At 69.5% G+C, this 23,592-nt stretch carries 26 protein-coding genes; 15 read left to right on the forward strand and 11 right to left on the reverse strand.

Annotation, left to right across the window (positions count from 1 at the left end; genetic code table 11):
• The first annotated feature begins 70 nt into the window (after positions 1-70).
• Positions 71-748: a hypothetical protein gene (locus AB0H36_RS13110; RefSeq protein WP_360520969.1), complete on the forward strand. Its 678-nt coding sequence runs from the start codon at positions 71-73 to the stop codon at positions 746-748.
• Positions 749-773: 25 nt separating this feature from the next.
• Positions 774-1,154, forward strand: coding sequence for a DUF418 domain-containing protein (locus tag AB0H36_RS13115; protein ID WP_360520972.1), 381 nt, complete (start codon positions 774-776; stop codon positions 1,152-1,154).
• Here AB0H36_RS13115 and AB0H36_RS13120 read toward each other — a convergent pair.
• Positions 1,100-1,771, reverse strand: a complete 672-nt coding sequence (locus AB0H36_RS13120; protein WP_360520975.1) for a peptidoglycan recognition family protein — start codon at positions 1,769-1,771, stop codon at positions 1,100-1,102. The two genes, AB0H36_RS13115 and AB0H36_RS13120, sit on opposite strands and share 55 nt — an antisense overlap.
• 64 nt (positions 1,772-1,835) lie before the next feature.
• On the opposite strand from AB0H36_RS13120, the gene AB0H36_RS13125 reads away from it, so the two are divergent.
• Entirely contained in the window at positions 1,836-2,318 is a 483-nt protein-coding gene (locus AB0H36_RS13125) for a hypothetical protein (RefSeq protein ID WP_360521119.1), read from the forward strand.
• A complete protein-coding gene (locus tag AB0H36_RS13130) occupies positions 2,315-3,268 on the forward strand; it encodes an HTTM domain-containing protein (RefSeq protein WP_360520978.1) in 954 nt (317 codons plus the stop codon). The genes AB0H36_RS13125 and AB0H36_RS13130 overlap by 4 nt, the downstream gene beginning before the upstream one ends.
• Here the strand turns inward: AB0H36_RS13130 and AB0H36_RS13135 are convergent.
• The gene (locus AB0H36_RS13135) at positions 3,194-3,601 is read right to left on the reverse strand and encodes a hypothetical protein (protein ID WP_360520981.1); all 408 of its coding nucleotides are present in this window, start codon (positions 3,599-3,601) and stop codon (positions 3,194-3,196) included. The genes AB0H36_RS13130 and AB0H36_RS13135 overlap by 75 nt on opposite strands.
• A gap of 116 nt (positions 3,602-3,717) precedes the next feature.
• Between AB0H36_RS13135 and glnA the strand changes: the two genes are divergently transcribed.
• Entirely contained in the window at positions 3,718-5,058 is a 1,341-nt protein-coding gene (gene glnA / locus AB0H36_RS13140; RefSeq protein ID WP_360520984.1) for a type I glutamate--ammonia ligase, read from the forward strand.
• A gap of 1,298 nt (positions 5,059-6,356) precedes the next feature.
• Here the strand turns inward: glnA and AB0H36_RS13145 are convergent.
• Both AB0H36_RS13145 and AB0H36_RS13150 read right to left on the reverse strand, forming a co-directional pair.
• Positions 6,357-6,731: a peptidylprolyl isomerase gene (locus AB0H36_RS13145; protein ID WP_360520987.1), complete on the reverse strand. Its 375-nt coding sequence runs from the start codon at positions 6,729-6,731 to the stop codon at positions 6,357-6,359.
• A 38-nt stretch (positions 6,732-6,769) separates the two neighbouring features.
• Positions 6,770-7,261 (reverse strand): hypothetical protein, encoded by a 492-nt coding sequence (locus AB0H36_RS13150; protein WP_360520990.1) that lies wholly within the window; start codon positions 7,259-7,261, stop codon positions 6,770-6,772.
• A gap of 246 nt (positions 7,262-7,507) precedes the next feature.
• On the opposite strand from AB0H36_RS13150, the gene AB0H36_RS13155 reads away from it, so the two are divergent.
• Both AB0H36_RS13155 and trmB read left to right on the forward strand, forming a co-directional pair.
• The gene (locus AB0H36_RS13155; RefSeq protein ID WP_360520993.1) at positions 7,508-10,492 is read left to right on the forward strand and encodes a bifunctional [glutamine synthetase] adenylyltransferase/[glutamine synthetase]-adenylyl-L-tyrosine phosphorylase; all 2,985 of its coding nucleotides are present in this window, start codon (positions 7,508-7,510) and stop codon (positions 10,490-10,492) included.
• A gap of 13 nt (positions 10,493-10,505) precedes the next feature.
• Positions 10,506-11,216, forward strand: a complete 711-nt coding sequence (gene trmB, locus AB0H36_RS13160) for a tRNA (guanosine(46)-N7)-methyltransferase TrmB (RefSeq protein ID WP_360520996.1) — start codon at positions 10,506-10,508, stop codon at positions 11,214-11,216.
• On the opposite strand, the gene AB0H36_RS13165 is transcribed toward trmB, so the two are convergent.
• The gene (locus AB0H36_RS13165; RefSeq protein WP_360520999.1) at positions 11,197-13,803 is read right to left on the reverse strand and encodes a family 78 glycoside hydrolase catalytic domain; all 2,607 of its coding nucleotides are present in this window, start codon (positions 13,801-13,803) and stop codon (positions 11,197-11,199) included. The two genes, trmB and AB0H36_RS13165, sit on opposite strands and share 20 nt — an antisense overlap.
• Before the next feature lie 164 nt (positions 13,804-13,967).
• On the opposite strand from AB0H36_RS13165, the gene AB0H36_RS13170 reads away from it, so the two are divergent.
• The 6 genes from AB0H36_RS13170 to AB0H36_RS13195 all read left to right on the forward strand — a co-directional run bounded on the left by AB0H36_RS13170 (position 13,968) and on the right by AB0H36_RS13195 (position 18,387).
• Entirely contained in the window at positions 13,968-14,054 is an 87-nt protein-coding gene (locus tag AB0H36_RS13170) for a putative leader peptide (RefSeq protein WP_360521122.1), read from the forward strand.
• A gap of 57 nt (positions 14,055-14,111) precedes the next feature.
• Positions 14,112-15,014: a sulfite exporter TauE/SafE family protein gene (locus tag AB0H36_RS13175; RefSeq protein ID WP_360521002.1), complete on the forward strand. Its 903-nt coding sequence runs from the start codon at positions 14,112-14,114 to the stop codon at positions 15,012-15,014.
• Positions 15,015-15,086: 72 nt separating this feature from the next.
• Entirely contained in the window at positions 15,087-16,157 is a 1,071-nt protein-coding gene (locus AB0H36_RS13180; RefSeq protein WP_360521005.1) for an ABC transporter substrate-binding protein, read from the forward strand.
• 22 nt (positions 16,158-16,179) lie between these two features.
• A complete protein-coding gene (locus AB0H36_RS13185) occupies positions 16,180-16,977 on the forward strand; it encodes an ABC transporter ATP-binding protein (RefSeq protein WP_360521008.1) in 798 nt (265 codons plus the stop codon).
• Positions 16,964-17,845: an ABC transporter permease gene (locus AB0H36_RS13190; protein ID WP_360521011.1), complete on the forward strand. Its 882-nt coding sequence runs from the start codon at positions 16,964-16,966 to the stop codon at positions 17,843-17,845. Before AB0H36_RS13185 ends, AB0H36_RS13190 begins: the two co-directional genes overlap by 14 nt.
• Before the next feature lie 89 nt (positions 17,846-17,934).
• Entirely contained in the window at positions 17,935-18,387 is a 453-nt protein-coding gene (locus tag AB0H36_RS13195) for a PLD nuclease N-terminal domain-containing protein (RefSeq protein WP_360521014.1), read from the forward strand.
• Positions 18,388-18,445: 58 nt separating this feature from the next.
• Here AB0H36_RS13195 and AB0H36_RS13200 read toward each other — a convergent pair whose 3' ends face one another.
• From AB0H36_RS13200 to AB0H36_RS13225, 6 genes are all read right to left on the reverse strand, one after another.
• A complete protein-coding gene (locus tag AB0H36_RS13200; RefSeq protein ID WP_360521017.1) occupies positions 18,446-18,739 on the reverse strand; it encodes a WhiB family transcriptional regulator in 294 nt (97 codons plus the stop codon).
• A gap of 192 nt (positions 18,740-18,931) precedes the next feature.
• Positions 18,932-19,303 carry a fluoride efflux transporter CrcB gene (gene crcB, locus AB0H36_RS13205; protein ID WP_360521020.1) on the reverse strand — a complete coding sequence of 124 codons (372 nt, stop codon included), beginning with the start codon at positions 19,301-19,303 and terminating at the stop codon, positions 18,932-18,934.
• Positions 19,300-19,680 carry a fluoride efflux transporter CrcB gene (crcB, locus tag AB0H36_RS13210; RefSeq protein WP_360521023.1) on the reverse strand — a complete coding sequence of 127 codons (381 nt, stop codon included), beginning with the start codon at positions 19,678-19,680 and terminating at the stop codon, positions 19,300-19,302. The genes crcB (AB0H36_RS13205) and crcB (AB0H36_RS13210) overlap by 4 nt, the downstream gene beginning before the upstream one ends.
• A complete protein-coding gene (locus AB0H36_RS13215; RefSeq protein WP_360521026.1) occupies positions 19,673-20,221 on the reverse strand; it encodes a histidine phosphatase family protein in 549 nt (182 codons plus the stop codon). Before AB0H36_RS13215 ends, crcB (AB0H36_RS13210) begins: the two co-directional genes overlap by 8 nt.
• Before the next feature lie 9 nt (positions 20,222-20,230).
• Positions 20,231-20,602, reverse strand: coding sequence for a hypothetical protein (locus AB0H36_RS13220; protein ID WP_360521029.1), 372 nt, complete (start codon positions 20,600-20,602; stop codon positions 20,231-20,233).
• A gap of 64 nt (positions 20,603-20,666) precedes the next feature.
• Positions 20,667-21,176, reverse strand: a complete 510-nt coding sequence (locus AB0H36_RS13225; RefSeq protein ID WP_360521032.1) for a GNAT family N-acetyltransferase — start codon at positions 21,174-21,176, stop codon at positions 20,667-20,669.
• Positions 21,177-21,436: 260 nt separating this feature from the next.
• Between AB0H36_RS13225 and AB0H36_RS13230 the strand changes: the two genes are divergently transcribed.
• Positions 21,437-22,522, forward strand: coding sequence for a 3-deoxy-7-phosphoheptulonate synthase (locus tag AB0H36_RS13230; RefSeq protein ID WP_360521035.1), 1,086 nt, complete (start codon positions 21,437-21,439; stop codon positions 22,520-22,522).
• Between the two features lie 9 nt (positions 22,523-22,531).
• Positions 22,532-23,563, forward strand: coding sequence for a LacI family DNA-binding transcriptional regulator (locus tag AB0H36_RS13235; protein WP_360521038.1), 1,032 nt, complete (start codon positions 22,532-22,534; stop codon positions 23,561-23,563).
• The last annotated feature ends 29 nt before the right edge of the window (positions 23,564-23,592 follow it).

Here is a 23,592-nt window from a genome sequence, read left to right on the forward strand (position 1 = left end):
GACGAAGGTTCCACCCGTCGCTGACTTTGGGTGGATGTGAGGGGTCTCGGCGGCCGATTCACTGAGAGACATGACATCTCAGGGTGGGCCGACGGGGTTGAGCGAGCGGGCGCTGGGTCCGGATCTCGCTCGCGGCTTCATGCTGCTGTTCATCGCGCTGGCGAACTCGCACTACTTCGTCCACGGTGGCTCGATCTTCGGCGGCTTCCCGACCGACGGCTCGGCCGTGGACCGAGTGGTGGCGTTCCTGATCTCGACTGTGGTCGACGGCCGGGCGTTCCCGATGTTCGGCCTGCTGTTCGGGTACGGCGTCGCGCAGATCGTCCGCCGGCAGCGGGAGGCAGGCAAGGAGTGGAAGCCGATCCGCAAGCTGCTCCGGCGGCGCAGCCTGGTGCTCGTCGTACTCGGCTTCCTGCACGCGATGCTGCTGTACGTCGGCGACATCCTCGCGGCGTACGGCGTACTCCTCTTCCTCGGTGTCTGGGCGCTGCGCTGGAAGGACCGCTGGCTGTTCATCGTCGCCGCGTCAGTGCTGGTGATCTCGTCGCTGCCGAGTGACGACTCTCTCTCGACCGCGACCGACGCTGCCGACGGGTCGATGCTGCCGGTGAACCTGCTCGACCAGTTCGCCGAGCGGATCGTCGTACAGCCGTTCATCGCGCTGCTCGGCCCGATCGGGTTCATCGCGCCGTTCCTGATCGGCCTGTGGGCCGGCCGTCGGCGCATCCTCGAACGCCCGGCCGAGTGACGACACCCTCTCGATCGTCGGGCCGTTGCACGACACGTCCGGCGTACTGGGTGGGTTCGGGTACGCCGCCTTGATCGTCCTGATCGCGCTGCGGTTGGGCGATCGCCAGGGCCGATTCACCCTGGCGATCGCGGCGGTCGGGCAACGTTCACTGACGTGCTACCTGGCCCAGTCCGTGGTCTGGGCTGTCGTGTTCACGCCGTACTTGCTCGATCTGTCCCGGACGCTCAGCACGGCCACGACGGCGCTGCTCGCGATCGCGACCTGGCTGGCGACCGTTCTGCTGGCCGTGCGGATGCGGCAGTCCGGCTATCGCGGACCGTTCGAGATCCTCATCCGGCGGTTCACCTATCAGCCGTCCAGGACCGCGGCCACGCGGTCGCGCAGCTCCGGCAGCCGGGCGTAGAAGACGTTGCCGGGGCATTGGGTTGCGTTGTAGTCGCGGTGGCCGACGATCGCCGCGTGCGGGTCGAGGCTGTACTTCGTGCACAGCCAGGCACACGTCAGCACGGACATGTCGAACAGCGCGACCGGTACGTCGACGCTCGTGTAGAGACCCTCGTGCTCGATGCCGATGGTGTGGCTGTTGTGGTTGGCGGTCTGGGCGCCGAGGACGTTCTGGCCGTTGTTGATCGACGACAACGACTTGCTGCGGCCCTCCATCAGGTAGCCGCCGCGGCTGATCGTGAGCTGGTTGCCGATGTCGATCCAGCCGTTGTCGTCCATGTGCAGGTCCTGGATCCAGTGCTGCACCCGGTACGCCGCCGCGAGCGAGTAGTCGGTGACGTTCGCGCTGGCGGTGTGGTGGATGACGATGTGGTCGGGCTTGCCGATCACCTGGGTGGCGGACCGGGGTGGCCGGGCGGACCACTCGGTGCGGGTGTAGCAGCGCGGCGCGGGCGCCGCGTGGGCTGCGGTCGTCGGGAGGGCGACGCCACCGAGCAGCACGCCTCCGGCGGCGGCTCCGCGGAGGAGGGTGCGCCGGGACGTCCGGGCACGTTGGAAACTTTCTGGGGCGGTCATGTTGTAGAAAATTCCCTACATGGGAGTCGGTGAAACCGCGGCGGGCGGTCGGGAGTGGTGTGTAATGGCGGGCGTGACGAGTGGGCAGGAGCCGGCAGGGGACGTCCGGCTGGGACGGGTCGGCAAGGGGCTGCGAGTGCTCGTGGCCGTGGTCGGGATCGGATTGCTGATCAACGGATCGGTCCGGGCGACGGATGACGCGTGGCCGTTCGGGCCGATGTCGCAGTACGCGATGTCCGTGCCCGACGACGCGTCGATCACCTACACCCGGATCAGTGCCCGGACCGACGCCGGCACGACGGTCGACGTACCGCTCAACATCGAGGGCGCCGGCGTGGCCCGGGCCGAGATCGAGGCGCGGACCGGGGAGATCGTGAAGGACCCGTCGCTGCTCCAACAGGTCGCGGACGGGTGGGCGCGCAAGCACCCGGACGAGCCGAAGTACGTGAAGCTCGAGCTGATCCGGGACACCACCCAACTGGTCAAGGGCCGGGTCGAGGGCCCGCCGAAATCCGAGGTGCTGGCGACCTGGGAGGTACGGCGATGAGGGCGCTCAACTGGTTCACGCCTGCGATCGCGCTGGGGCGGATCGCCTGGTTGCGGACCGTCCTGTACCTGTTCGTCATCCTCGACATGCACGCGTTCGTCCGTGACACCAGGCTCAAGGGCGAGCACCCGGGCCTGTACCAGCCGTTGCTGCTGGCCCGGATCTTCGAGCTGCCCAGGCCGTCGGTCACCAACACCACGATCCTGTACGTCGTCCTGATCGTGTTCTGCCTGATCGGCGCGTCGAACCGGTTGCCCCGGATCTCCGGCTGGATCGTCGCGCCGGCGTTCACCTGGTGGGTGCTGATCGGGATGAGCGACGGGAAGGTCGACCACGACCACCTCGCCCTGGTGATCGCGCTCTGGGTGCTGCCGACGGTGGGTAAGGCGTCGTACGGCGACCAGACCCGGTCGGAGGCGGCCGGGTGGGCGGTCCGGTGCGTCCAGATCTGCGTGATCGCGACGTACTTCCTGTCCGCCGTGGCGAAGCTGCGCAGTGCCGGGTGGGCGCTGACGTGGCCGGGCAGCGCCGTACTGACGTGGGCGATCGTACGGCGGCCGCACCCGGTCGGAGAGTGGTTGCTGCACCACCCGTGGATGCTGCACGTGATGCAGTGGGTCGGGATCATCGCGGAGCTCCTGTCGCCGGTGATCCTGTGGCTGAAGGGGCGGTGGCAACTGCTCGGGGTGCTGTTCTTCCTCGGGTTCCACGCAGCGAACACGGCGATCCTGCTGATCCACTTCCTGCCGACCGTGGTCTGCTGGCTGGCGTTCGCGCCGATGGAGCGGATCGTGCCCTGGTTCCGGCGGCGGTGGGACCGGAATGCGTCAGACGGCGACGCCGGAGAGGCGCTGGACGCCGAGACCGGGCAGGCGTCAGACCGCGACGCCGGAGAGGCCGAAGACCAGGCCGAAGAGGGCCGGCAGGCCAAGGAGCAGGCCGGCGCGTAGCCGGAACCGGCGGCCGCCCGGGCCGGGTGTCCGGACCACGCGGGACAGCACGGCGCCGGCGTACCCGAAGACCAGTGCGGCGAGCAGGATCTGCTTCGTCGGCAGGTCGTCGGCCTCGTGGTGGGTCAGCCCGAGCGTGACCAGCCCGGTGCAGCAGAACGCGCACATGCCGAATCCGAGCTCCGGTACCGGGAGCCAGCGCCGGCCCAGCACGTCCCGCTCGGCGGGCCGCCGGCCGCGTAGCGACTGGGCGAACCGCGCCGTACCGAGGATCAGGTCGCTGGCACAGAGGATCGCGGCCACGATCAGCGCGGCGCGAAAGACTGTCTGCACCCGGGAAACGGTAGGCCCTGATCGGCGCAGTGTCCGCACCAGCACGTAACGTCTGCTTAACAGACGCGGGGCAGACTGTGTGAGGGGCCCTGAAGTATCCGGCGAGAGGTGGACTGATGGACAAGCAGCAGGAGTTCGTACTGCGCGCGCTCGAGGAGCGCGACGTACGCTTCGTGCGGCTCTGGTTCACCGACGTGCTCGGGTTCCTGAAGTCCGTGGCCGTGGCGCCGGCCGAGCTCGAGGGCGCGTTCGCCGAGGGCATCGGGTTCGACGGCTCCGCGATCGAGGGCTTCGCCCGCGTCACCGAGGCGGACATGCTGGCCAAGCCGGACCCGTCGACGTTCCAGATCCTGCCCTGGCGCGGCGAGACGATGGGCACCGCGCGGATGTTCTGCGACATCAACATGCCCGACGGCTCCGCGTCCTTCGCCGACCCGCGGTACGTGCTGAAGCGGACGCTGTCGAAGGCGGCCGACCTCGGGTTCACCTTCTACACCCACCCCGAGATCGAGTTCTACCTGTTCAAGTCGCTGACCGGCGAGCCCGGCACGAAGCTGGAGCCGGTGGACCAGTCCGGGTACTTCGACCACACCCCGCAAGGCATCGGCAACGACTTCCGCCGCGAGGCGATCACGATGCTGGAGTCGATGGGCATCTCGGTCGAGTTCAGCCACCACGAGGGCGGCCCCGGCCAGCAGGAGATCGACCTGCGGTACGCCGACGCCCTCACCACCGCCGACAACATCATGACCTTCCGGGTGGTCGTGAAGGAGGTGGCGCTGAGCCAGGGCATCTACGCGTCCTTCATGCCCAAGCCGCTGAGCGACCAGCCCGGGTCCGGCATGCACACCCACATGTCCCTGTTCGAGGGGGACCGGAACGCGTTCTTCGAAGGCGGGGCGCAGTACCAGCTGTCCAAGACCGGCCGGGCCTTCATCGCCGGCCTGCTGCACCACGCGGCCGAGATCACCGCGGTCACCAACCAGTGGGTCAACTCGTACAAGCGGCTCGCCGTCGGTGACGAGGCGCCGTCGTTCATCTCCTGGGGTCACAACAACCGGTCCGCGCTGGTCCGGGTCCCGATGTACAAGCCGCACAAGGGGCAGTCGTCGCGCGTCGAGTTCCGGTCGTTGGACTCGGCGACGAACCCTTATCTTGCTTTCGCGCTGATGCTGGCGGCGGGGCTGAAGGGGATCGAGGAAGGGTACGAGCTGCCGCGTGAGGTCGAGGACGACGTGTGGTCGCTGACGTCCCGCGAACGCAAGGCCCTCGGAATCAAGCCGCTACCCAGCAGCCTGGCCGAGGCGATCAGCGCAATGGAGGACAGCGAGCTCGTCGCGGAAACCCTCGGCGAACACGTCTTCGACTTCTTCCTCCGCAACAAGCGCGCCGAGTGGCAGGACTACCGCCGCCAGGTAACGCCTTTCGAACTCAACAAACTCCTGCCGGTCCTGTAGGCCCAGCCCACGCGCGCTACACAGCGTTCCTCGTCGCCCCGCTCCTCCTCGCGGCCGCTAGGCGCGCTCCCACCCACCCCCCGGGCTTATCGCCGGTGCACTTCTTGCCGGGCTGCCGCCGGCAGTTGCCGGGCTGTCGCCGGCGGTGTGCTGGCTTGTCGCCAGCAGCTCCCAGCTGCCGCCGGACCACCGGGCTGCCGCCGGGCCTCCGGGCTGTCGCCGGGCCTCCGGGCTGTCGCCGGGCCTCCGGCTGGCGCCCGCGGTGTGCGCTTATCGCGCGGGTGGTAGCCGGGTCGGTGCCCGTCGGTGGGCGGACGGTGGTGGTGGCGGATGTGGCTGACCCACGCGTGCTGCGCACTCCCACCCGCCTTCGGTCTGTGGGCCCACGCACGTTCGGCTATCGCCCACAGGCTGCCGCGATGGTTGCGGGTCTGTCGCCCGCGCTCCGCGTGCTGTCGGACAGCGTTCAGGCAATCGGCGTTGATCCGCTGCGGCTCGGGGCCGAGGACAGCTTCTGGTTGGCGCGGACAGGAAATACCAGGTGCCAGCCCACCAGTACCTGTCCAAGCCCCCGATCCAGCTCGCCCATCTGAACAGTCACCCTGGGAGGACACCCACCGGCTGCCGACAAGGCCCACTGTCCGTCTGCATCACCAAACCCAGCCGGCGGCACCCGGCAGCTCTTGCGCATCGCTTGAGTGGTTATCCGCCTGACTTGGAGGTTCTCCTCTCGTGTACCAGGGGAGAACCCTCATGTCGGATGGATATCCCTTCCAGCGGCGGGACCGTCGCGTCGCTTCCGTCGAGGAGCGACCGCGTCGCAGCCATCGGCGCGACCGTCGCGTCCCTTCGGTCGGCGCGACCGTCGCATTCCTTCCGTCGAGGAGCGACCGCGTCGCAGCCATCGGCGCGACCGTCGCATTCCTTCCGTCGGCGGGAGGGTCGCGTCCTTTCCGTCGGCGGGCTGTCACATTCCTTTCATCGGCGGGTCGCCGCGTCCCTCGCGTCGGCGGAGCTGTCGCGGTGGACAGGCTTGGGCTGGGAGCGGGGTGGGCGGAGGTGCGGGTGAGGAACCGGGGCTTGGCTGTGCCCGACCGGCCTGCTTGCCTAGCCCACTAGGACGCTGAGGATCTGCACAGGTTGTGGGGAAGTTACGTCCTGCATGCCGGTAGTTACGGTGCCGATGATCGTGGCGGGGGTTGGGAGGGTGGTCGCCTTGAGGACGAAGTAGAAAGTGCTGCTGTTTCCGGTGTCGTTGCTTAGGGCAATTACGCCGCGGGTGTAGGACTCCCTGCCGGTCAGCTCGAAGGGCTGAACGTGTAGCCAGGCCGGCGCGCGTCGCACTCGAGGATCGCCTGGGTGGGGCGTGGGCACGGGGTCTGGTTGTAGAAGCGGGTCAGCGCCAGGTGGGTGAAGCTGTGGACGGCGCAGGGGGCGTCACGCCGGTCAAGCTGCAGGACCAGCGTGCCGCGGTTCGTCTCCACGGTGACCTTGACGACGCCGACCAGTGGAGCCAGGGAGTACGGCGGCCGGACGGTGCCGTCCGGCGTACGGGTGTAGGTGCACTTCTTGAACAACGCCGGCGCGGCATGGGCGCTCGCGGCCCAGCCCTCCAGGATCAGGGCGACGGCGGCGACCAGCAGGACTGCGACAACCCGCTTCCAGCGACGCATAATGTAACACTGAGTAGGCAGAGTATGACAGAGTGTGTTCAGAGATCGACGAGTTGGTCCTCGGAGGCGTGCTTCGAGGTCCAGCGTGCGGCCGCGGTCGAGTGTCGGTACGGCGGGTCGATCGGGGGCGGCGGCGTGGGGACGGTGAAGTCCGCGAGGACCGAGACCGGAGCCGGGAGGATCGGCGAGCCGTCGGGCGCGAGAGCGTGCACCTCCTCGACCGTGAGCAGGCCGACCGGGCGGGTGCCTTCGGTGATCACCACCAGGCATCCGGGGATCACCTGCTGGGCGCGATTGCCCTTGGCCGGCACGAGAATCCCCTCGGCCGCGGTGCGCCAGGCACCGGGGACGAACTCGCGTAACGCGACCCCGGCCTGGCCGTCGTCCGCCGTCCGTGGTGGGAGGTAGGCGGTGGCTGTGTAGTCGTAGTCGTAGTCCGGCTCAGGCGGACCCGACACTCGCCCGCCCTGCTGGGGCGTCAACCAGACCACCGTGCCCCGAACAGCGAGCGACCCCGTCATCATGACCATGGACAGCCATCATGCCGACTACTGAGCGAATTCGCTACACGACGCCGAGTATTCATCGCAATCTCCTCGCGATCTGTCCGAGATCTTGAGTGTCGCACCTAGGCCCTGTCTGCTGATCCCCCGCCTACTGCGCGGCACTCGGCACGGCACCTCGCCGCACCGAGCACCTTCTCGCTACGGCGCGGGATCAGCAGACAGGACCGAGCCCGCAGACCGGGACATCGGGGGCTTGGATAGCCTGCGGGGGTGGCTGAGGCGCGCAGGGGCTCGTGGGAAGGCCGGCTCGTTCGGCTGGGGTTTGCGGATCCGCAGCGGGCCGGGTTGATGCTGGAGCAGTTGGACCAGCTGGAGTCGCACAGCCCGACGGCGACCGAGCCGCTGATCACCTCGCTGTCCGAGTCCGCCGACCCCGATCTCGCGCTGCACGGGTTGCTCGGACTGGCCGAGGCACTGCACCGCAACAAGTACGACGTCGCCGCGTTCGCCCGCACGTTGGAGATGGACGACGACTTCCGTCGCCGGCTCGTCTTCGTGCTCGGTGCGAGTGAGGCGCTCGGCCGGCACCTCGGCGTGCACCCACGGCACTGGTACGACCTGGCCGACCCGGCGCTGGCCGGCGTACGTCCGTCGGCCGAGGACGTCCGGGCCAAGCTCGCCAGCGCGGTCGACGCACCGAACCCGGTCGACGCGCTGCGGGTCGAATACCGCCGGCTGCTGCTGCGGCTCGCCGCGCGGGATCTCGCCGAAGGGCTGCTCGTCGACGAGGTGGCCGCCGTACTGGCCGATCTCGCCGGGGGAGCGCTGGAGACCGCGCTGCACATCGCGCGCAACGAGTACTTCGCCGCGCACCCGGCCGCCGCCGAGTGCCGGCTGGCGATCATTGCCATGGGCAAGTGCGGCGGCCGCGAGCTGAACTACGTCAGCGACGTCGACGTCCTGTTCGTCGCCGAGCCGCACGACGGTGAGCCCGAAGCGCCAGCGCTCAAGACCGCGACCCAGCTCGCTGCCGCCACGATGCGGATCTGCTCGGCGCACACCGCCGAGGGCACCCTCTGGCCGGTCGACGCGGCCTTGCGTCCGGAGGGCAAGTCCGGCCCGCTCGTCCGTACCCTCGAGAGCCACCTCGCGTACTACCAGCGCTGGGCCAAGACGTGGGAGTTCCAGGCCCTCCTCAAGGCCCGCCCAGTCGCGGGTGACGCGGAGCTCGGTCAGCGGTACGCCGAGAAGACAGCCGAGCTGGTGTGGTCGGCGGCGGATCGGCAGGGGTTCGTCGACGACGTGCAGGCGATGCGGCGGCGCGTGATCGACCACATTCCGGCCGCCGACGTCGATCGCCAACTCAAGCTCGGGCCTGGCGGTCTGCGGGACGTGGAGTTCGCCGTACAGCTGCTGCAACTCGTGCACGGCCGCAGCGACGAGTCGGTCCACAGCGGTACGACGCTCGTCGCGCTCGAGCAGCTCACCACGCACGGGTACGTCGGTCGCACCGACGGTGCCGTACTCGCGGATGCCTACCGCTTCCTGCGGTCGATGGAGCACCGCATCCAGCTGTACCGGCTTCGCCGTACCCATCAGGTCCCGGATGACGAAGCCGACCTGCGCAGGCTCGGGCGGTCGCTCGGCTTCACGAAGAACCCGGTCAAGGACCTGACCGCGGCCTGGAAGAAGCATGCGCTGGAGGTTCGGCGCCTGCACGAGAAGCTGTTCTACCGGCCACTGCTCGCGGCCGTCGCGCGGATCCCCGGCGGCGAGGTGCGGCTGACGCCGGAGGCGGCCAAGCAGCGGCTGACCGCGCTCGGGTACGCCGATCCGTCGTCGGCGCTGCGGCACATCGAGGCGCTGTCCGAAGGAGTGTCCCGCCGGTCGTCGATCCAGAAGGCGTTGCTGCCGGCGATGCTCGGCTGGTTCGCCGAGTCGCCGGATCCGGACGCCGGACTGCTCGCGTTCCGGACCATCTCGGACACGCTCGGGTCGACGCCGTGGTACCTGCGCCAGTTGCGTGACGAGGGCGCGTCCGCCGAGCGGCTCGCCCACCTGCTCGCGAGCGGCCGGTTCGCCGTCGACCTGTTGCAGCGGGCACCCGAAGCGACCGCGATGCTCGCCGACGAGCGGGAGCTCGTCCCGCGGTCACAGGACAGTCTCCTGTCCGAGATGTCCGCGGCCGCGGGCCGCCAGGACCAGCCCGAGGCGGCCGTGGCTGCGATTCGTGCGGTCCGGCGGCGTGAGCTGTTCCGGGTCGCCGCGGCCGATCTGTCCGGGCTGCTCGACGTCGAGACTGCCGGTGAGGCGCTGACCACGATCTCGGTCGGGACGCTGACCACTGCGCTCGACGTGGCCCGGCGGGCGATCGCGAAGGGGGAGCCCGAGCCGACCCGGATGTCGATCGTCGCGATGGGGCGCTTCGGCGGGCATGAGCTCAGCTACGGCAGCGATGCGGACGTGATGTTCGTCCACGATCCGGTGCCGGGTGCCGACGAGAAGGCCGCGACCGATTTCGCCACCCAGACCGCCACCGAGTTGCGGCGGTTGCTGGCTCTGCCCGGTGCCGATCCGGCCGTTCAGGTCGACGCGGATCTGCGGCCGGAGGGTCGGCAGGGACCGTTGGTCCGGACGTTGGCGTCGTACGCGTCGTACTACGCGCGCTGGTCGGCGGTGTGGGAGGCGCAGGCGTTGCTGCGAGCCGACCCGCTCTGTGGAGACGCCGACCTGTGTGAGTCGTTCCGTGCGCTGATCGACCCGCTGCGCTACCCGGAGGACGGTGTCAGCGAGCGCGACGTACTCGAGATCCGCCGGATCAAGGCGCGCGTGGACGCTGAACGCCTGCCGCGGGGTGCCGATCGGAGCACGCACACCAAGCTCGGCCGCGGCGGTCTGGCCGACATCGAGTGGACCGTCCAGCTGTTGCAGCTGCGCGAGGCCCACAACGTCCCCGCTCTGCGTACGACGCGCACCCTCGGCGCACTGCGGACCGCAGTCGAGGCCGGCCTGTTCCAGGCGACCGACGCCGAGACCCTGCGGATCGCGTGGGAAATGGCGACCCGGATCCGGAACGCGATCATGCTCGTCCGCGCCCGCCCCGGCGACTCGCTGCCCCGCGATCCCCGCGACCTCGCCGCGGTCGCCCAGATCTGCGGCTACCCGCCCGGCGAGACCAGCCGCTTCTCCGACGACTACCTGCGCATCACCCGCCGGGCCCACAACACCGTTGCCCACTTGTTCTGGGACGACTAATAGACTTCTGCTGGTGGAAGCGGTGGATCAGGTCAGGCAGGCGGGGGTTTTCAGCCACGTCCGGCGTAGCGTCCGGATGACGGTTGGGCAGCAGCGTGTCTGGGAGACGCACTGGCCGTCGCTGGGCCGCAAGCTCGAGGACCTGCCGCCGGGGCCGCTCGATCTGGACGAGTGGTTCGGGCGGGAAGCGCCTACCGTGCTCGAGATCGGCTCCGGGATGGGTGACGCGACCGCGCAGCTCGCGGTGGCGGCGCCGGAGGTGAACCATCTGGCCGCCGAGGTGTACCCGGCCGGCCTGGGCCAGCTGATGCTGTGGGTGGAGAAGTACGACCTCGACAACGTCCGGCTGCTGCAGGGTGACGCGCTGGACTTCCTCCGCGACCACGTCGAGCCTGGCGTGCTGGCCGGCGTACGGATCTACTTCCCGGACCCGTGGCCGAAGAAGCGGCACCACAAGCGCCGCCTGGTCACCCCGCCGTTCGTCGGGCTGGTCGCGTCCCGCCTGCAGTCCGGCGGAACGTTGCACCTGGCAACGGACTGGACGGACTACGCGGACCGCATGCGCGAGGTGTGCGACGCGGAGCCGCTGCTGCACAACCAGTACGACGGGTGGGCCCCGCGACCCGAGTGGCGCCCGATCACGAAGTTCGAGGCGCGCGCCCAGACCGAGGGCCGCGTGTGCCGGGACCTGCTCTACACCAAGGTCACGCCGACCGGCTCGTGAACGTCCACAGCCCGGCCGGCACCGTGTAGACGGTGTAGCCGTCCGCGTACGACGGCTCACCCACGAACGGAGCCGGTACGGCGCTGACGTCCGAAGCCGCCGCGGACGGTACATGGACCTCGGCCGTCGTACCCACCGGGACCTGCACATCCAGCGACAGCACCCGGCTGACCTGCTTCCACGCCACCGAGACCCGGCCGCGGATCGTCTCGGTGCGGATCGCCGCCGAGCCGACCTGGTCGCGCGCGTCCGGCCGGACCAGGATCCGCTCCCAGCCCGCGTCGAGGTTGCGCAGGCCGGCGACGTTCTCGTACACCCACTGCACGACCGTGCCCTGGAAGTAGTGGTTCCGCGACCGCGAGTCCTCCTCCCACTTCTCCCACATCGTGTCCGCGCCCAGATCGAACCAGTAACCCCAGCTCGGGTACGTCCGCTGCAACGCGACCTTCGTCGCCGCATCGGCGTACCCGTACGCCGTCAGCACCGGCAGCAGGACGCCGACACCGAGGCAGCCGGTGTTGAGGTGGAAGCCACGCGCCTCGACGTCCGCGGCGAGGTTGGCCGCGACTCGCTCGGCCAGGTCCTCAGGCACGATGCCGAACGCCAGCGGCACCGCGTTGGACGTCTGCCGGTAGTCCGGGTCCTCACCCGACTTGTAGACCGCCGCCTCGCGATCCAGGAACGCGCGGTTGAGCCCGTCCTGCAGGTCGGTCGCAGCCTTCCGGTAGTCGTGCGGCCTGCCGATCAGGTCGCCGATCTCCGCGGCCGCGATCACCGCCCGGTAGAGGTACGCCGTACCCGTGAGCCGCCGGTCCTCCGGGGCCGGGCCGCTGCCGAAGCCGGGTGGGAGCCAGTCGCCGAGGACGCTGACGGACAGGCCGTCCTCGACCCGGTCGATCTCCCAGGACAGGTAGCGGGTGAGCGAGTCCCAGTGCTCACGCAGCAGGCGCTCGTCGCCGTACGAGCGGTAGAGCTCGCGGAGCAGGAACGGGTAGACCGTCGGCCACTCGGTCGCGGGGGAGAGGTCGGTGAAACCCCAGCCGCTGGACGGGACGATCACCGGCAACTGGCCGGACTCGGCCTGGCTGTCGCGGATGTCGCCCAGCCACTTGGTGAAGAACCTTGCCAGGTCGAGGGACGCGAGCATCGTCGGCCCGCCCACCTGCGCGTCACCGGTCCACCCGTTCTTCTCCATGAACGGCGTGTCGGTCGGGATGCCGTGCAGGTTATTCAGGATCGTCCGCCGCATCGCCCGGTCGAACTGCTCGTACGACGCCTGTGCCGAGGTGAACCGGGTCACCGTCCGCACGTCGGAGTGCACCTCCCGCATCCGCACGTCGGGTCGTTCGGACACGCCCTCGATCTGGACGTAGCGGAAGCCCTTGTAGGAGAACCGCGGCTCCCACTCCTCGACACCGTTCCCGGCCGCGATGTACTCGTCGCGCTGGATCCGGTCGCTCTCGACGTGCACGTTGACGGCCACCACGTTGCCATCGGCAACCGTCTCGCCATGGGTCAGGGTGATCACGGTGCCGGCCTCGGCGGTCACGGCCAGCTTGGTCCATCCGGCCGTGGTTCGCCCGAAGTCGGCGATCCACACCCCGGGCCGGACCTCGGTGACGTCCATCGGCTCGACCGTCTCGATCACCCGGATCGGCTCGTGGGCCTGGGCGACGAGCTTGCCCTTCGGTGCGTCGACCACAGCGGCCGCTGCCCAGGTGGAGGCGTCGAAGGCTGCGGTGTCCCAGCCGGGGAGGGCGCGACGGGCGTCGTACGTCTCGCCGGTGTAGAGGTCGTCGGAGATGGTCGGACCGGCGGTGACGTGCCAGGACTCGTCCGACACGACCTCGACGCTGCGGCCGTCGTCGTACTCGATCACCAGACGGGCGAGGAGTTGCGGCTCGGCCGTCCAGGGCGTCTGGTGCCAGCGCCAGGCGTTGGGTGTGCTCAGGCCGAAGAATCCACGGCCGAGCTCGGCGCCGACCATGTTGTCGCCGGACTGGACCAGTTCGGTGACGTCGTGGGTGACGTAGAGGACGGTGTGGTCGTAGTTGGTGAAGCCGGGATCGAGTACGGCGTCGCTCACCGGCCGGCCGTTGAGTCGCAGGTCCGCATACCCGAGGCCGCTCGCGTACAGCCGGGCTCGCGTCACCGTGCCGTCGGCGGTGAACGACTTGCGGAGCAGGTTGGCGCCGCCGATCCAGCGCGCGGCGCCGAATCCCTCGTCGAGGAGCGCGGTCTCGAACCACTCGGGCTCGGCCCAGTCGCCCTCGCGGTCCTGGGAGTCCCAGAGGCGCACGGTCCAGTGATACCGAGTGCGAGGTGTCAGCGGCGAGCCGTCGTACTCGATGCCGAAGCTCCGGGACGACGGCTGCTTGCCGGAGTCCCAGACGTCGCCGAGCCCGGGCTCGGATCCGACCATGACCTGGTACGCCGACTGGGTCGCGCCGTACCCGGGAGCGGTCGCGATCCACCCGAACCGTGGCCGCCGGACATCGGTCCCCAGCGGGCGAACGGCGTACTCGGTCTTGAGCGTTCCAGCACTCAACGGACCACCAGGTGTCCATCCGTCCGGCAGCTCGTGCATCAGGCGGCTCCTCAGGCTCGTCGATACCCCGAGGACCGTAGGCAGGTGCCCGGCGCGCTTTCAACATCCTGACCAGAACCGGACGACTGTCTCACAGAGAGAATTCTTGTCTCGGATCGTGAAACCTGAGCATCTTGCTCGACTTTGTCCGCTTTCATGGAGGCATGCAGGTCACCACGAACGCACCCGGCGACGCCCTGACGCGGCGCCGGCATGTCGACCTGCTCCGCGTGAACTCCGCTTGCTGTTGACCTTCGGCGCACCAACTCGGTCCCGTCCACCCAGTCCTCGCCCGAAGGAACAGTCCCGTGCGTCGTCTCATCCTGATCGCCCTGCTCGGTTCCGTTGCCCAGCTCGTCGACGGCACGCTCGGCATGGCCTACGGCGTCACCGCCACCACGGCCCTGCTGATCACCGGCATCACGCCTGCCGTCGCTTCCGCCTCCGTCCACCTTGCCGAAGTCGGCACCACGCTGGCCTCCGGTGTCTCGCACTGGCGGTTCGGCAACGTCGACTGGCGCGTGGTCGCGCTGATCGGTGTGCCCGGTGGTGTCGGCGCGTTCGCCGGCGCGACCTTCCTGTCCAGCCTGTCGACCGAGTCGGCCTCGCTGTGGGTCGCCGCACTGCTGCTCCTGCTCGGCGTCTACCTCCTGGTCCGGTTCGCCACCGGCAAGGTGCGGGCCGTGCTCGAGGGCCGGCCGGCCGGTAAGTTCCTCGGCCCGCTGGGCCTGGTGGCCGGGTTCATCGACGCCACCGGTGGCGGCGGCTGGGGGCCGGTCGCGACCTCGACGCTGCTGAGCAGCGGCAAGCTGGAGCCGCGCCGCACGGTCGGCTCCGTGAGCGCGGCCGAGTTCATCGTCTCGGTCGCCGCCAGCGTCGGCTTCCTGATCGGGCTCGGCAAGGAGAACCTGCCGCTCGGCATCGTCGCCGCGCTGCTGATCGGTGGTGTCCTCGCCGCACCGCTGGCCGCTTGGCTGGTGTCCCGGCTGGCGACTCGCTGGCTCGGTGTCGGTGTCGCCCTGGTGCTGGTCCTGACCAACGCCCGCACGCTGCTCAAGGGCATCGGCGTCGCCGAGAACACCCGCTACCTCGCGTACGGCGTCCTGATCGCCGGCTGGGCCGCAGTCGTCGCCTACAGCGTGCTCACCACCGGCCGCCGCGCCGACGTCCGCGCCGAGCGCGAACGCGAACGCGAACTCGAAACCGTCTGACCCAGTCGGTCACCTCACACTTCCGCCTGCGGCCGCTCGAACGGCTGCCTGCACCACCGAAGGTGTTCACGCATGCCCAGATTTCGTCCTGCCCGCCTGCTCGCCGCCTCCGCCGCGGTCCTGACTCTGGTCGCCGCCGCGGCCGGCTGCTCCCGCACGGAGGGCAATGACGCTCCCGCCGCCGCGACGGACAAGGGGCCGGCCACCGAGCTGCGGCTCGGCTACTTCCCGAACGTCACCCACGCCGCCGCGCTGGTCGGCCTGGACAAGGGCCTGTTCACCAAGGAGCTCGGGAGCACCAAGCTGGTGCCGACCAAGTTCAACGCCGGCCCCGAAGCGGTCGGCGCGCTGCTCGGCGGCTCGCTCGACGCGTCGTTCATCGGCTCCGGCCCTGCGATCAACGCCTACGCGAAGTCCAACGGCGAGGCGGTCCGGCTGATCGCCGGCACGACCTCCGGCGGCGCCAAGCTGGTCGTGAAGCCGACGATCACCAAGGCCGAGGATCTGCTCGGCAAGACCGTCGTCACGCCGCAGCTCGGCAACACCCAGGACGTGTCGCTGAAGAAGTGGCTGGCCGAGCAGAACCTGACCGGCAAGGTCAAGGTCACCAACCTGGAGAACGCGCAGACGCTCGACGCCTTCAAGAAGGGTGACGTGGATGCGGCCTGGCTGCCCGAGCCCTGGTCGTCGCGCCTGGTCCTGGACGCCGGCGCCAAGGTGCTGCTGGACGAGAAGACCCTGTGGCCGGACGGCAGGTTCCCGACCACCGTGCTGATCGTGCGGACCCAGTTCCTGCAGGAGCACCCGGAGTCGGTGCGGGCGCTGCTGACCGGCCTGGTCGCGGCGATCGACTTCTCCACCAGTGACCAGGCGGCCGCGAAGACCGTGGTGAACGCGCAGCTGAAGGAGCTCACCGGCAAGGCGCTGAAGCCGGCCGTCATCGACCGCGCGTTCGCCAACATCGAGATCACCGCGGACCCGATCGCGTCGACGTTCCCGCAGTTGGCCAAGGACCAGGTCGCCGCAGGCATCGCCAAACAGGCCCCGGCCGTCGCCGGATTCGCCGACCTCGGCCCGTTGAACGACGTACTCGCCAAGGCAGGGAAGCCGGCTGTGGACGCGGCCGGTCTGGACACGAAGTAGCCGAGGAGCCGGGAGGCTGACCATGACCGCGACGATCGAGGTCGATCAAACCGAGTCCGATCCTGGGGTGCGACCCGTGCGGTTTCACCAGGTCGGTAAGGCGTTCGGGCACGGCCGTACCGCGGTCGTCGCCCTGGAGGGTGTCGACCTCGACGTCGCGGCCGGCGAGTTCGTTTGCCTGCTCGGCGCCTCCGGGTGCGGCAAGACGACGCTGCTGAACCTGGTGGCCGGTCTGGACCAGCCGACCACCGGGCGAATCGAGCTGAACTCGTCCCGCCCGGCGGTCGTCTTCCAGGAGCCCGCACTGATGCCGTGGCTGACAGCGGCCGGCAATGTCGAGCTGCCGCTGCGGCTGGCCGGCGTACCGAAGGCTGCGCGTCGTGCGAAGGCAGCAGAATTGCTGGAACTCGTCAGGCTGGCAGGACTCGGCGACAAGCGTCCGCACGAGCTGTCCGGCGGCATGCGGCAGCGGGTCGCTTTGGCGCGAGCGCTGGCGTCCACTGACGACAGCACGGGCGGCGACGCGGGTAAGCCGTCGCTGCTGTTGATGGACGAGCCGTTCTCCGCGCTGGACGCGATCACCCGCGATGTGCTGCAGGGTGAGCTGCTGCGGATCTGGCGTGCCACCGGTACGGCGATCCTCTTCGTCACGCACGACGTCCGCGAGGCCGTGCGGCTCGGGCAGCGCGTCGTACTGCTGTCGTCTCGGCCTGGCCGGGTCGTCCGGCAGTGGGATGTCGACGAGGTGGCCGAGGCCGACGCTGTCGACGAGATCAACGGCGCGCTGCGGAAGGTGATCAGCAGTCATGCCGCAGCCTGAGGTCCAGGAGGACCTGCACGCCGTCGAGGCCGGACTCGACGCGCTCGACACACCCGTCAACCCCAGTGAGGGATCGCTCGGCCGACGGATCGCCGGACGGGTGCTGCCGCCCGTTGCTGCGATCGCCCTGCTCGTCGCGGTGTGGCAGGCGCTCTGGGCGGCCGCGTTCTGGCCGGAGTTCAAGCTGCCCGCGCCGATCGACGTATGGGGCCAGATCTGGCAGCTGGTCACGACCGGCGAGATCCTCGAGCTGTTCTGGGTCTCGGTGCACCGGGCCGTCATCGGGTTCGCGATCTCGCTGCTGATCGCGGTCCCGCTCGGCCTGGCGATCGCGAACATCACCGTCGTACGGCGGGGGATCGGGCCGCTGGTGTCGGGCCTGCAGAGCCTGCCGTCGGTGGCCTGGGTGCCGGCCGCGATCCTGTGGTTCGGGCTGAACGACCGGGCCATCTACTGGGTCGTGCTGCTGGGCGCCGTGCCGTCGATCGCCAACGGGCTGGTGTCCGGTCTGGACCAGGTGCCGCCGATCCTGCCGCGGGTCGGCAAGGCGCTCGGCGCCGGCCGTTTCGGCGGGATCCGGTACATCCTGCTACCGGCGGCGCTGCCCGGGTTCCTCGGCGGGCTCAAGCAGGGCTGGGCGTTCTCCTGGCGGTCGCTGATGGCCGCCGAGCTGATCGCGACCTCGCCGGAGCTGGGGGAGGGGCTCGGCCAGTTCCTGCACAACGGCATGTCGCTGTCGGACATCTCGATGGTGTTCGCCGGCATCCTGCTGATCTTCGTCGTCGGCGTGGGCATCGAGCTGCTGGTGTTCCGGCCGCTGGAGAACTCCGTCCTACGGGCGCGTGGCCTGACCGTCACCGCCCGCTGACCGGCCGGTGCCGGCCGATATCGGTTACGGCTTGGCCACTGGCTGCCCCGTAGGTGGGTGCGTTCGGCGGCGCGCCGTACTGTTGGAGCGTGGTTCGATTCCTGCCGTTCCTGATCAGCCTGGCGCTCAGCGTGTACGCGCTGTTCTCCTGCATCCAGACGCCCGACGAGGACGTGCCGCACCTGCCCAAGCTGGTGTGGATCGTCCTGATCGTGTTCGTCCCGTTCGTCGGGCCGATCGTGTGGCTGCTGATGCTGCGCAACCAGCTCGGCCGTCGCGATCGGGCCGCGCGGCAGCCGAAGCCGCCCACCCGCCCGGTCGCGCCGGACGACGATCCGGACTTCCTCAAGTCGCTGGACCGCTTCCGCGACCCGCGCACGACCGTGAAGCCACCCGAACCACCCAAGGACCCGGAGCCGGAGTCCTCGTCCGAGCCGGACGACAAGCCCGAGCCCAAGAAGCCTCCGAAGCCTCCGAAGCCGCAGCCCAAGAAGCCGCAGGACGAGAACACCACGTCGGAGCCCGACGACGGTAAGGCCTGAACTCTCGCGCAGGCCCTACCGGTTCCGTCTGGGTTTCAGTGGTGAAGTAGCGACTCCGTCACGCCGACTTGCGGTGCTCGGGCAGGAGGCTGTTGTCGCGCTCGGACTCCGTGGTGCCGCCCCAGACGCCGTACGGTTCACCGACCGACAAGGCGTGCTGACGGCACTCGGGCCGGACCGGGCAGGTCCCGCAGAGCGACTTCGCCACCATCTCGCGGGCCCTCTTGCGAACGCCACGCTCCGATTCGGGCGAGAAGAACAACTCCGGGTTGACGTCGCGGCACGCGGCCTGTGACTGCCAATCCCACAGATCCATGAGCGGGCGGGGCAGGCGAGGCATCCCTCTCGACATGGCAACCTCCTTGACTCACCGTGAGCGCGGACGGGCGCTCCGTGAAAACTATGCTCAACTCACACCGAGTTCAACCCTTGTTGTCTCGAACTTCGGTCCATTTGTTATCGGCAGGTGGCCTCGCAGCCGGGAATCGGGCCCTGTTCACGCGGTGAGCGTGTTCACGTCATCACCTGGTGTGACATGAGTCACTCAGTTGCTGCAGGCCAGCAGAGCGCCGAGTACGGCGGCCACCAGGCCCACGCCGAGGTTGAGCACCACGTTCAGCAACGTTTTCCCGCGATGTCCGGAACCGGCCAGCGCGGTCGTCTCGGCGGCGAACGTGCTGTACGTCGTGAACGCCCCGCAGAACCCGACTCCGACGAGCAACGTCGTGGTCCGGGCGCTCACTCCGGTCAGCAGCCCGAGCACGAAGCTGCCGAGAATGTTGACGACGAAGGTTCCCCAGGGCAACGGTGGTTCGGTCTGCCGGCCGAGGAGCAACCGTCCGACCATGTGCTTGTCCACCAGGAAGCGCAGGGGCGCTCCGACCGCCGCGCCGAGCGCGACGAGCAGAACGTTCATCGCGGCCGCCCGACCCACTCGCCGAGGGTTGCCGCCAGCAACGCCGCAGCGAGTGTCCCGAAGAAGTAGGTCAGGGCAACGACCGCATGCCCGTGCAGCAACTTCTCGGTGTCCACCGCGAACGTCGAGAACGTCGTGAACCCGCCGAGGATCCCGGTGCCGAGGAACGGCCGGAGCAGCGGGTGCGATCGCGGCGTCAACCGCGCGAGCAGGATCCCGATCGCGAAACAGCCCAGCACGTTCGTCGCGAACGTTGCCCAGGGAAAGTCACCTGCACCGTGCGGAAATGCCTCAGCGAGGCCGTAGCGGGCCAGCGAGCCGATGATCCCGCCGATCGCTACGACGCCCAGGACGCGAGGCAACCCACTGTCAGACATCGTCCGCTGGATCGTAGCGGTAGTACTCGTGGCCGCCGTGGGCCGTCCCCGTCTCGCCGGTCAGCGCCCGGATCACCATCGCGTGCGTGACCGCGAGCACCGGTCCGTCGGTGATCGCGGCCAGCCGGCCGAGCGCGGCCCGCGCCCGTTCGCGGACCTTGGACAGCGGCTCCCAGCGACGCAGGATCCCGTCCGGCCACTCACCGCCGTACGTGTCCAACTCCGCCTGTGCGGCCCGTACGTCGGCCACGCCGCGCCACAACCCGGTGTGGTCCGGCAGCCAGTCCCGCAGGTCGTAGTCGACCCGGACACCGAGGGCCAGCCGGTGCCCGATGATCGCGGCGCTGTGCAGGGCGCGGGTGTACGGCGAGCTGGCGAGGCAGGTCGCTCCGATGCCGCTGAGCAGGTCCGCAAGCTCCTGCGCCTGCTTGGCGCCGAGTGCGGTGAGCGGGGCGGAGTCGGCCGCCGGCCCGGGCAGTCCGCAGGCGTCGACCGGTCCGTAGTCCGGCTCTCCGTGCCGGACCAGGTAGATCTGCGTCACGGGCATGTTCTACCTGAGATGACGAGCGCCTGCCCATCCCCGGGCGTGGCTGCCCGGGAGCGGATCGGCGATCGAGGTGGCCTGACCGGGGCGGTGGGGCGGGGACAGAGACTGCTCAGCTCGGACCTGGTGCAGGTCTTCGAACAGGCTGGACTTGGGCTGCTGCTGCTCGATCCAGCGCACCTCGGTTGCACCCTGGTGGCCGTGGACCGCGAGCACGGAATCGATGTCCGGCCAGACTGCCGTCGCCGGGTTGCTGCCGCACCACCGCAACGCCACCGAGCCATCGCTGAACACACACCCCTCAGCCACCACGCCGGTCCCGGACACACCACTGGGATCCCGATAACGAACCAACTCGAAGGTCCGCGGCCTCACCACCGTGATGCACTCCTCGCTGTCTCGACCCGTCTTGCAGCCCTCAACGAGCCCACACCACCCGCGGTTACTCGCGAGCAACGACCCGGCGCATGAAGACGCGCTCCGCCGGATCCAGCCCCAACGCCGCCTCCGCGGCCTGAAGCTCGATCAGACCCGGCGTCAGCTCCCCGAGCTCCACGAATCCGCGGCGGGCGTAGTACGGCGCGTTCCACGGCACACTCCGAAACGTGCTGAGTGTGACCGCCGGCAACCCCTGCCCGGCGGCCCACGACATCACCTGCTCGATCAGCGCGCTCCCGAGCCCCTGTCCCTGATGGTCCGGATGGACGCTGATCTGCTCGATGTGCGCAGCCCCGTCGACGAGCACCACGAAGACGAAGCCGGTCGGGCGGTCGTCGGCGTCGGCTGTCACCCAGAGCCGGCCGGCCTGCCGGGAGTGCTCGAAAACCTCCAGCGACGGTGGTGGATGCCCCGCGACGTCGGTCATGCCGATGTCGCGGAACAGGACGCCGGCGGCGACTTCGATGGTCTGGAGGGTTGGCAGCTCGTGCGGCTGGGCAGTGCGGATGGTCACGGGATGAGACAACCAGGTCCGGGTGGTGGTTGCCACTGCAATTCGGCCGGGTGCTATCGTCGTACTCGTGAAGCGCAGCTATTGGCGATTTTTTGAGTGGCCGGCCTCGGTGCCGGGCGACTCAGCCGCCTGCTGACGCCCAGACGAAGACACCAGAGCCGGCCCGAAGGCAAGGACATGAGTCCTTGCCTTTTCTCGTTCCCGCCGGCGCTGCTCAGGATCCTCCTGGCGAGGCCGGCCAGACCTAAGGATCCCAGCAGATGAACACCCTCCCGCAGCGAACCAGCCAAGCGGCCGTCGTCGACAGACGGATCGAGAAGACCGTCCCGTTGATCACGCCGCTCGCGCTGCATGACGAGCTGCCGCTGAGTGACGCCCTGGCCCAGCGCGTGATCGACGGTCGCCAGGCCGTGAGCGACGTGCTGAACGGCGTGGACGACCGCCTCCTGGTCGTCGTCGGCCCGTGCTCGGTGCACGACGCCAAGGCGGCGCTGGAGTACGCCGAACGCCTTCAGCCGGTCGCCGAGCGGCTGTCCGACGGCCTGCTCGTGGTGATGCGGGTGTACTTCGAGAAGCCGCGCTCGACCCTTGGCTGGAAGGGCCTGATCAACGACCCGGGCCTGGACGGCTCCGGTGACGTGAACCGCGGCCTGCGCACCGCCCGTCAGTTGCTGCTGCAGGTCCTCGAGCTCGGCCTGCCGGTAGGCTGCGAGTTCCTCGACCCGATCACCCCGCAGTACATCGCCGACACCGTCGGGTGGGGCGCGATCGGCGCGCGCACGGTCGAGAGCCAGGTGCACCGGCAGCTGTCGTCCGGCCTGTCGATGCCGATCGGCATGAAGAACCGCCCGGACGGCAGCATCGGTACGGCGGTCGACGCGATCAAGGCCGCCTCCGTGCCACACGTCTTCACCGGTATCGACCACGACGGCGCGCCTGCGATCCTGCACACCCGCGGCAACCCGGACTGCCACCTGGTACTGCGCGGATCCGACAGCGGACCGAACTACGACGCGGACTCCGTGGCCGGTGCGACGGAGCTGCTGCGCAAGGCCGGGCTGCAGGAGCGTGCGGTGATCGATGCGAGCCACGGCAACAGCCGCAAGGACCATCGTCGCCAGCCGGTGGTCGCGGAGGGGATCGGCCGACAGGTGGCGGCCGGAAACCACGCGATCACCGGCGTCATGCTGGAGTCCTTCCTGGTCGAGGGCCGCCAGGACCTGGACCCGACCCAGCAGCTGACCTACGGCCAGTCGATCACCGACGCCTGCATGGGCTGGGACACCACGGAGTCGGTGCTCGAGGGACTCCGGGCGGCCGCGCTGGAACGCCGTACTGCGCACTAGGCTCTCGGCATGGCTTCCGGACGGGATCGGCCGCTGCCGACCAGCAAGGACGTCGCCGCGCTCGCGGGTGTCTCGCAGAGCACGGTCTCGTACGTCCTCAGCGGCAAGCGGCCGATCTCGCCGGAGACCCGGCAGCGGGTCGAGGCGGCGATCGCGGAGCTGACCTACCAGCCCAACGCGGGCGCGCGGGCGCTGCGCGGACGCCGTACGAACGTCATCGCCTTGGTGGTCCGGCTGTCCGGGCACACCGACGTGCCGGACACCCTCCCGTACGTCGACACCGTCGTCGAGGAGGCCCGCAAGCGGGACTTCGACGTCATCCTGGTCACCTCCGGCGACGGCCCCGAGGAGCTGACCCGGCTGGCCCGCCGGTCGATCTGCGACGCCATCGTGCTGATGGACATCCGGCGCAAGGACGACCGGGTCGCGACGGTGGCGAACCTCGGGGTGCCCGTCGTGCTGATCGGGACCACGGACGACAGCCATGGGCTCGACTCGGTCGACTACGACGCGCGGCGCGCCGGCGAGTCGATGGTGGCGGAGCTCGTCGCCACCGGGCATCGCCGGGTGGTGCTGATCGGGGAGAAGCCGCAGAAGCAGCGGGAGTTCTTCTTCGCCGGCGAGTTCCAGCGCGGAGTGACCCGGGCCTCCAAGGCGGCCGGGCTCGACCTGCTGGAGCTGCATCGATCGGGTCCGGGATGGGGCGGCGTCAGCGACCTGGCCGACGAACTGTTCAGCGGTGAGCGGCTGGGCATCATCGCCCGCACTCCGAACGTGATCGGCTGGGTCCTGCAACTCGCCGCACTTCGCCGGCTCGTGCCCGGCCGGGACTTCTCGCTCGTCGGGCAGTGCACCGACGACACGGCGGTCGCCTACAGCACGCCGGTCAGCAACGTGTCGACCGAGCCGCGAGCCGTGTCCAGGCTGGCGATGTCGATCCTGTTCGACCGGTTGGACGGCGTACTCGCGGCCGGCGGCAAGCACCACGTGGTCGAGCCGCAGGCCCTCACCCGCCGGGCGAGCACCGCCGACTTCTCCTGATCGCCTCCTGGAGCTGTGTTACGGTCGAC

The sequence above is a fragment of the Kribbella sp. NPDC050820 genome, from assembly GCF_040653975.1.
In the GTDB taxonomy this organism is placed as follows: domain Bacteria; phylum Actinomycetota; class Actinomycetes; order Propionibacteriales; family Kribbellaceae; genus Kribbella.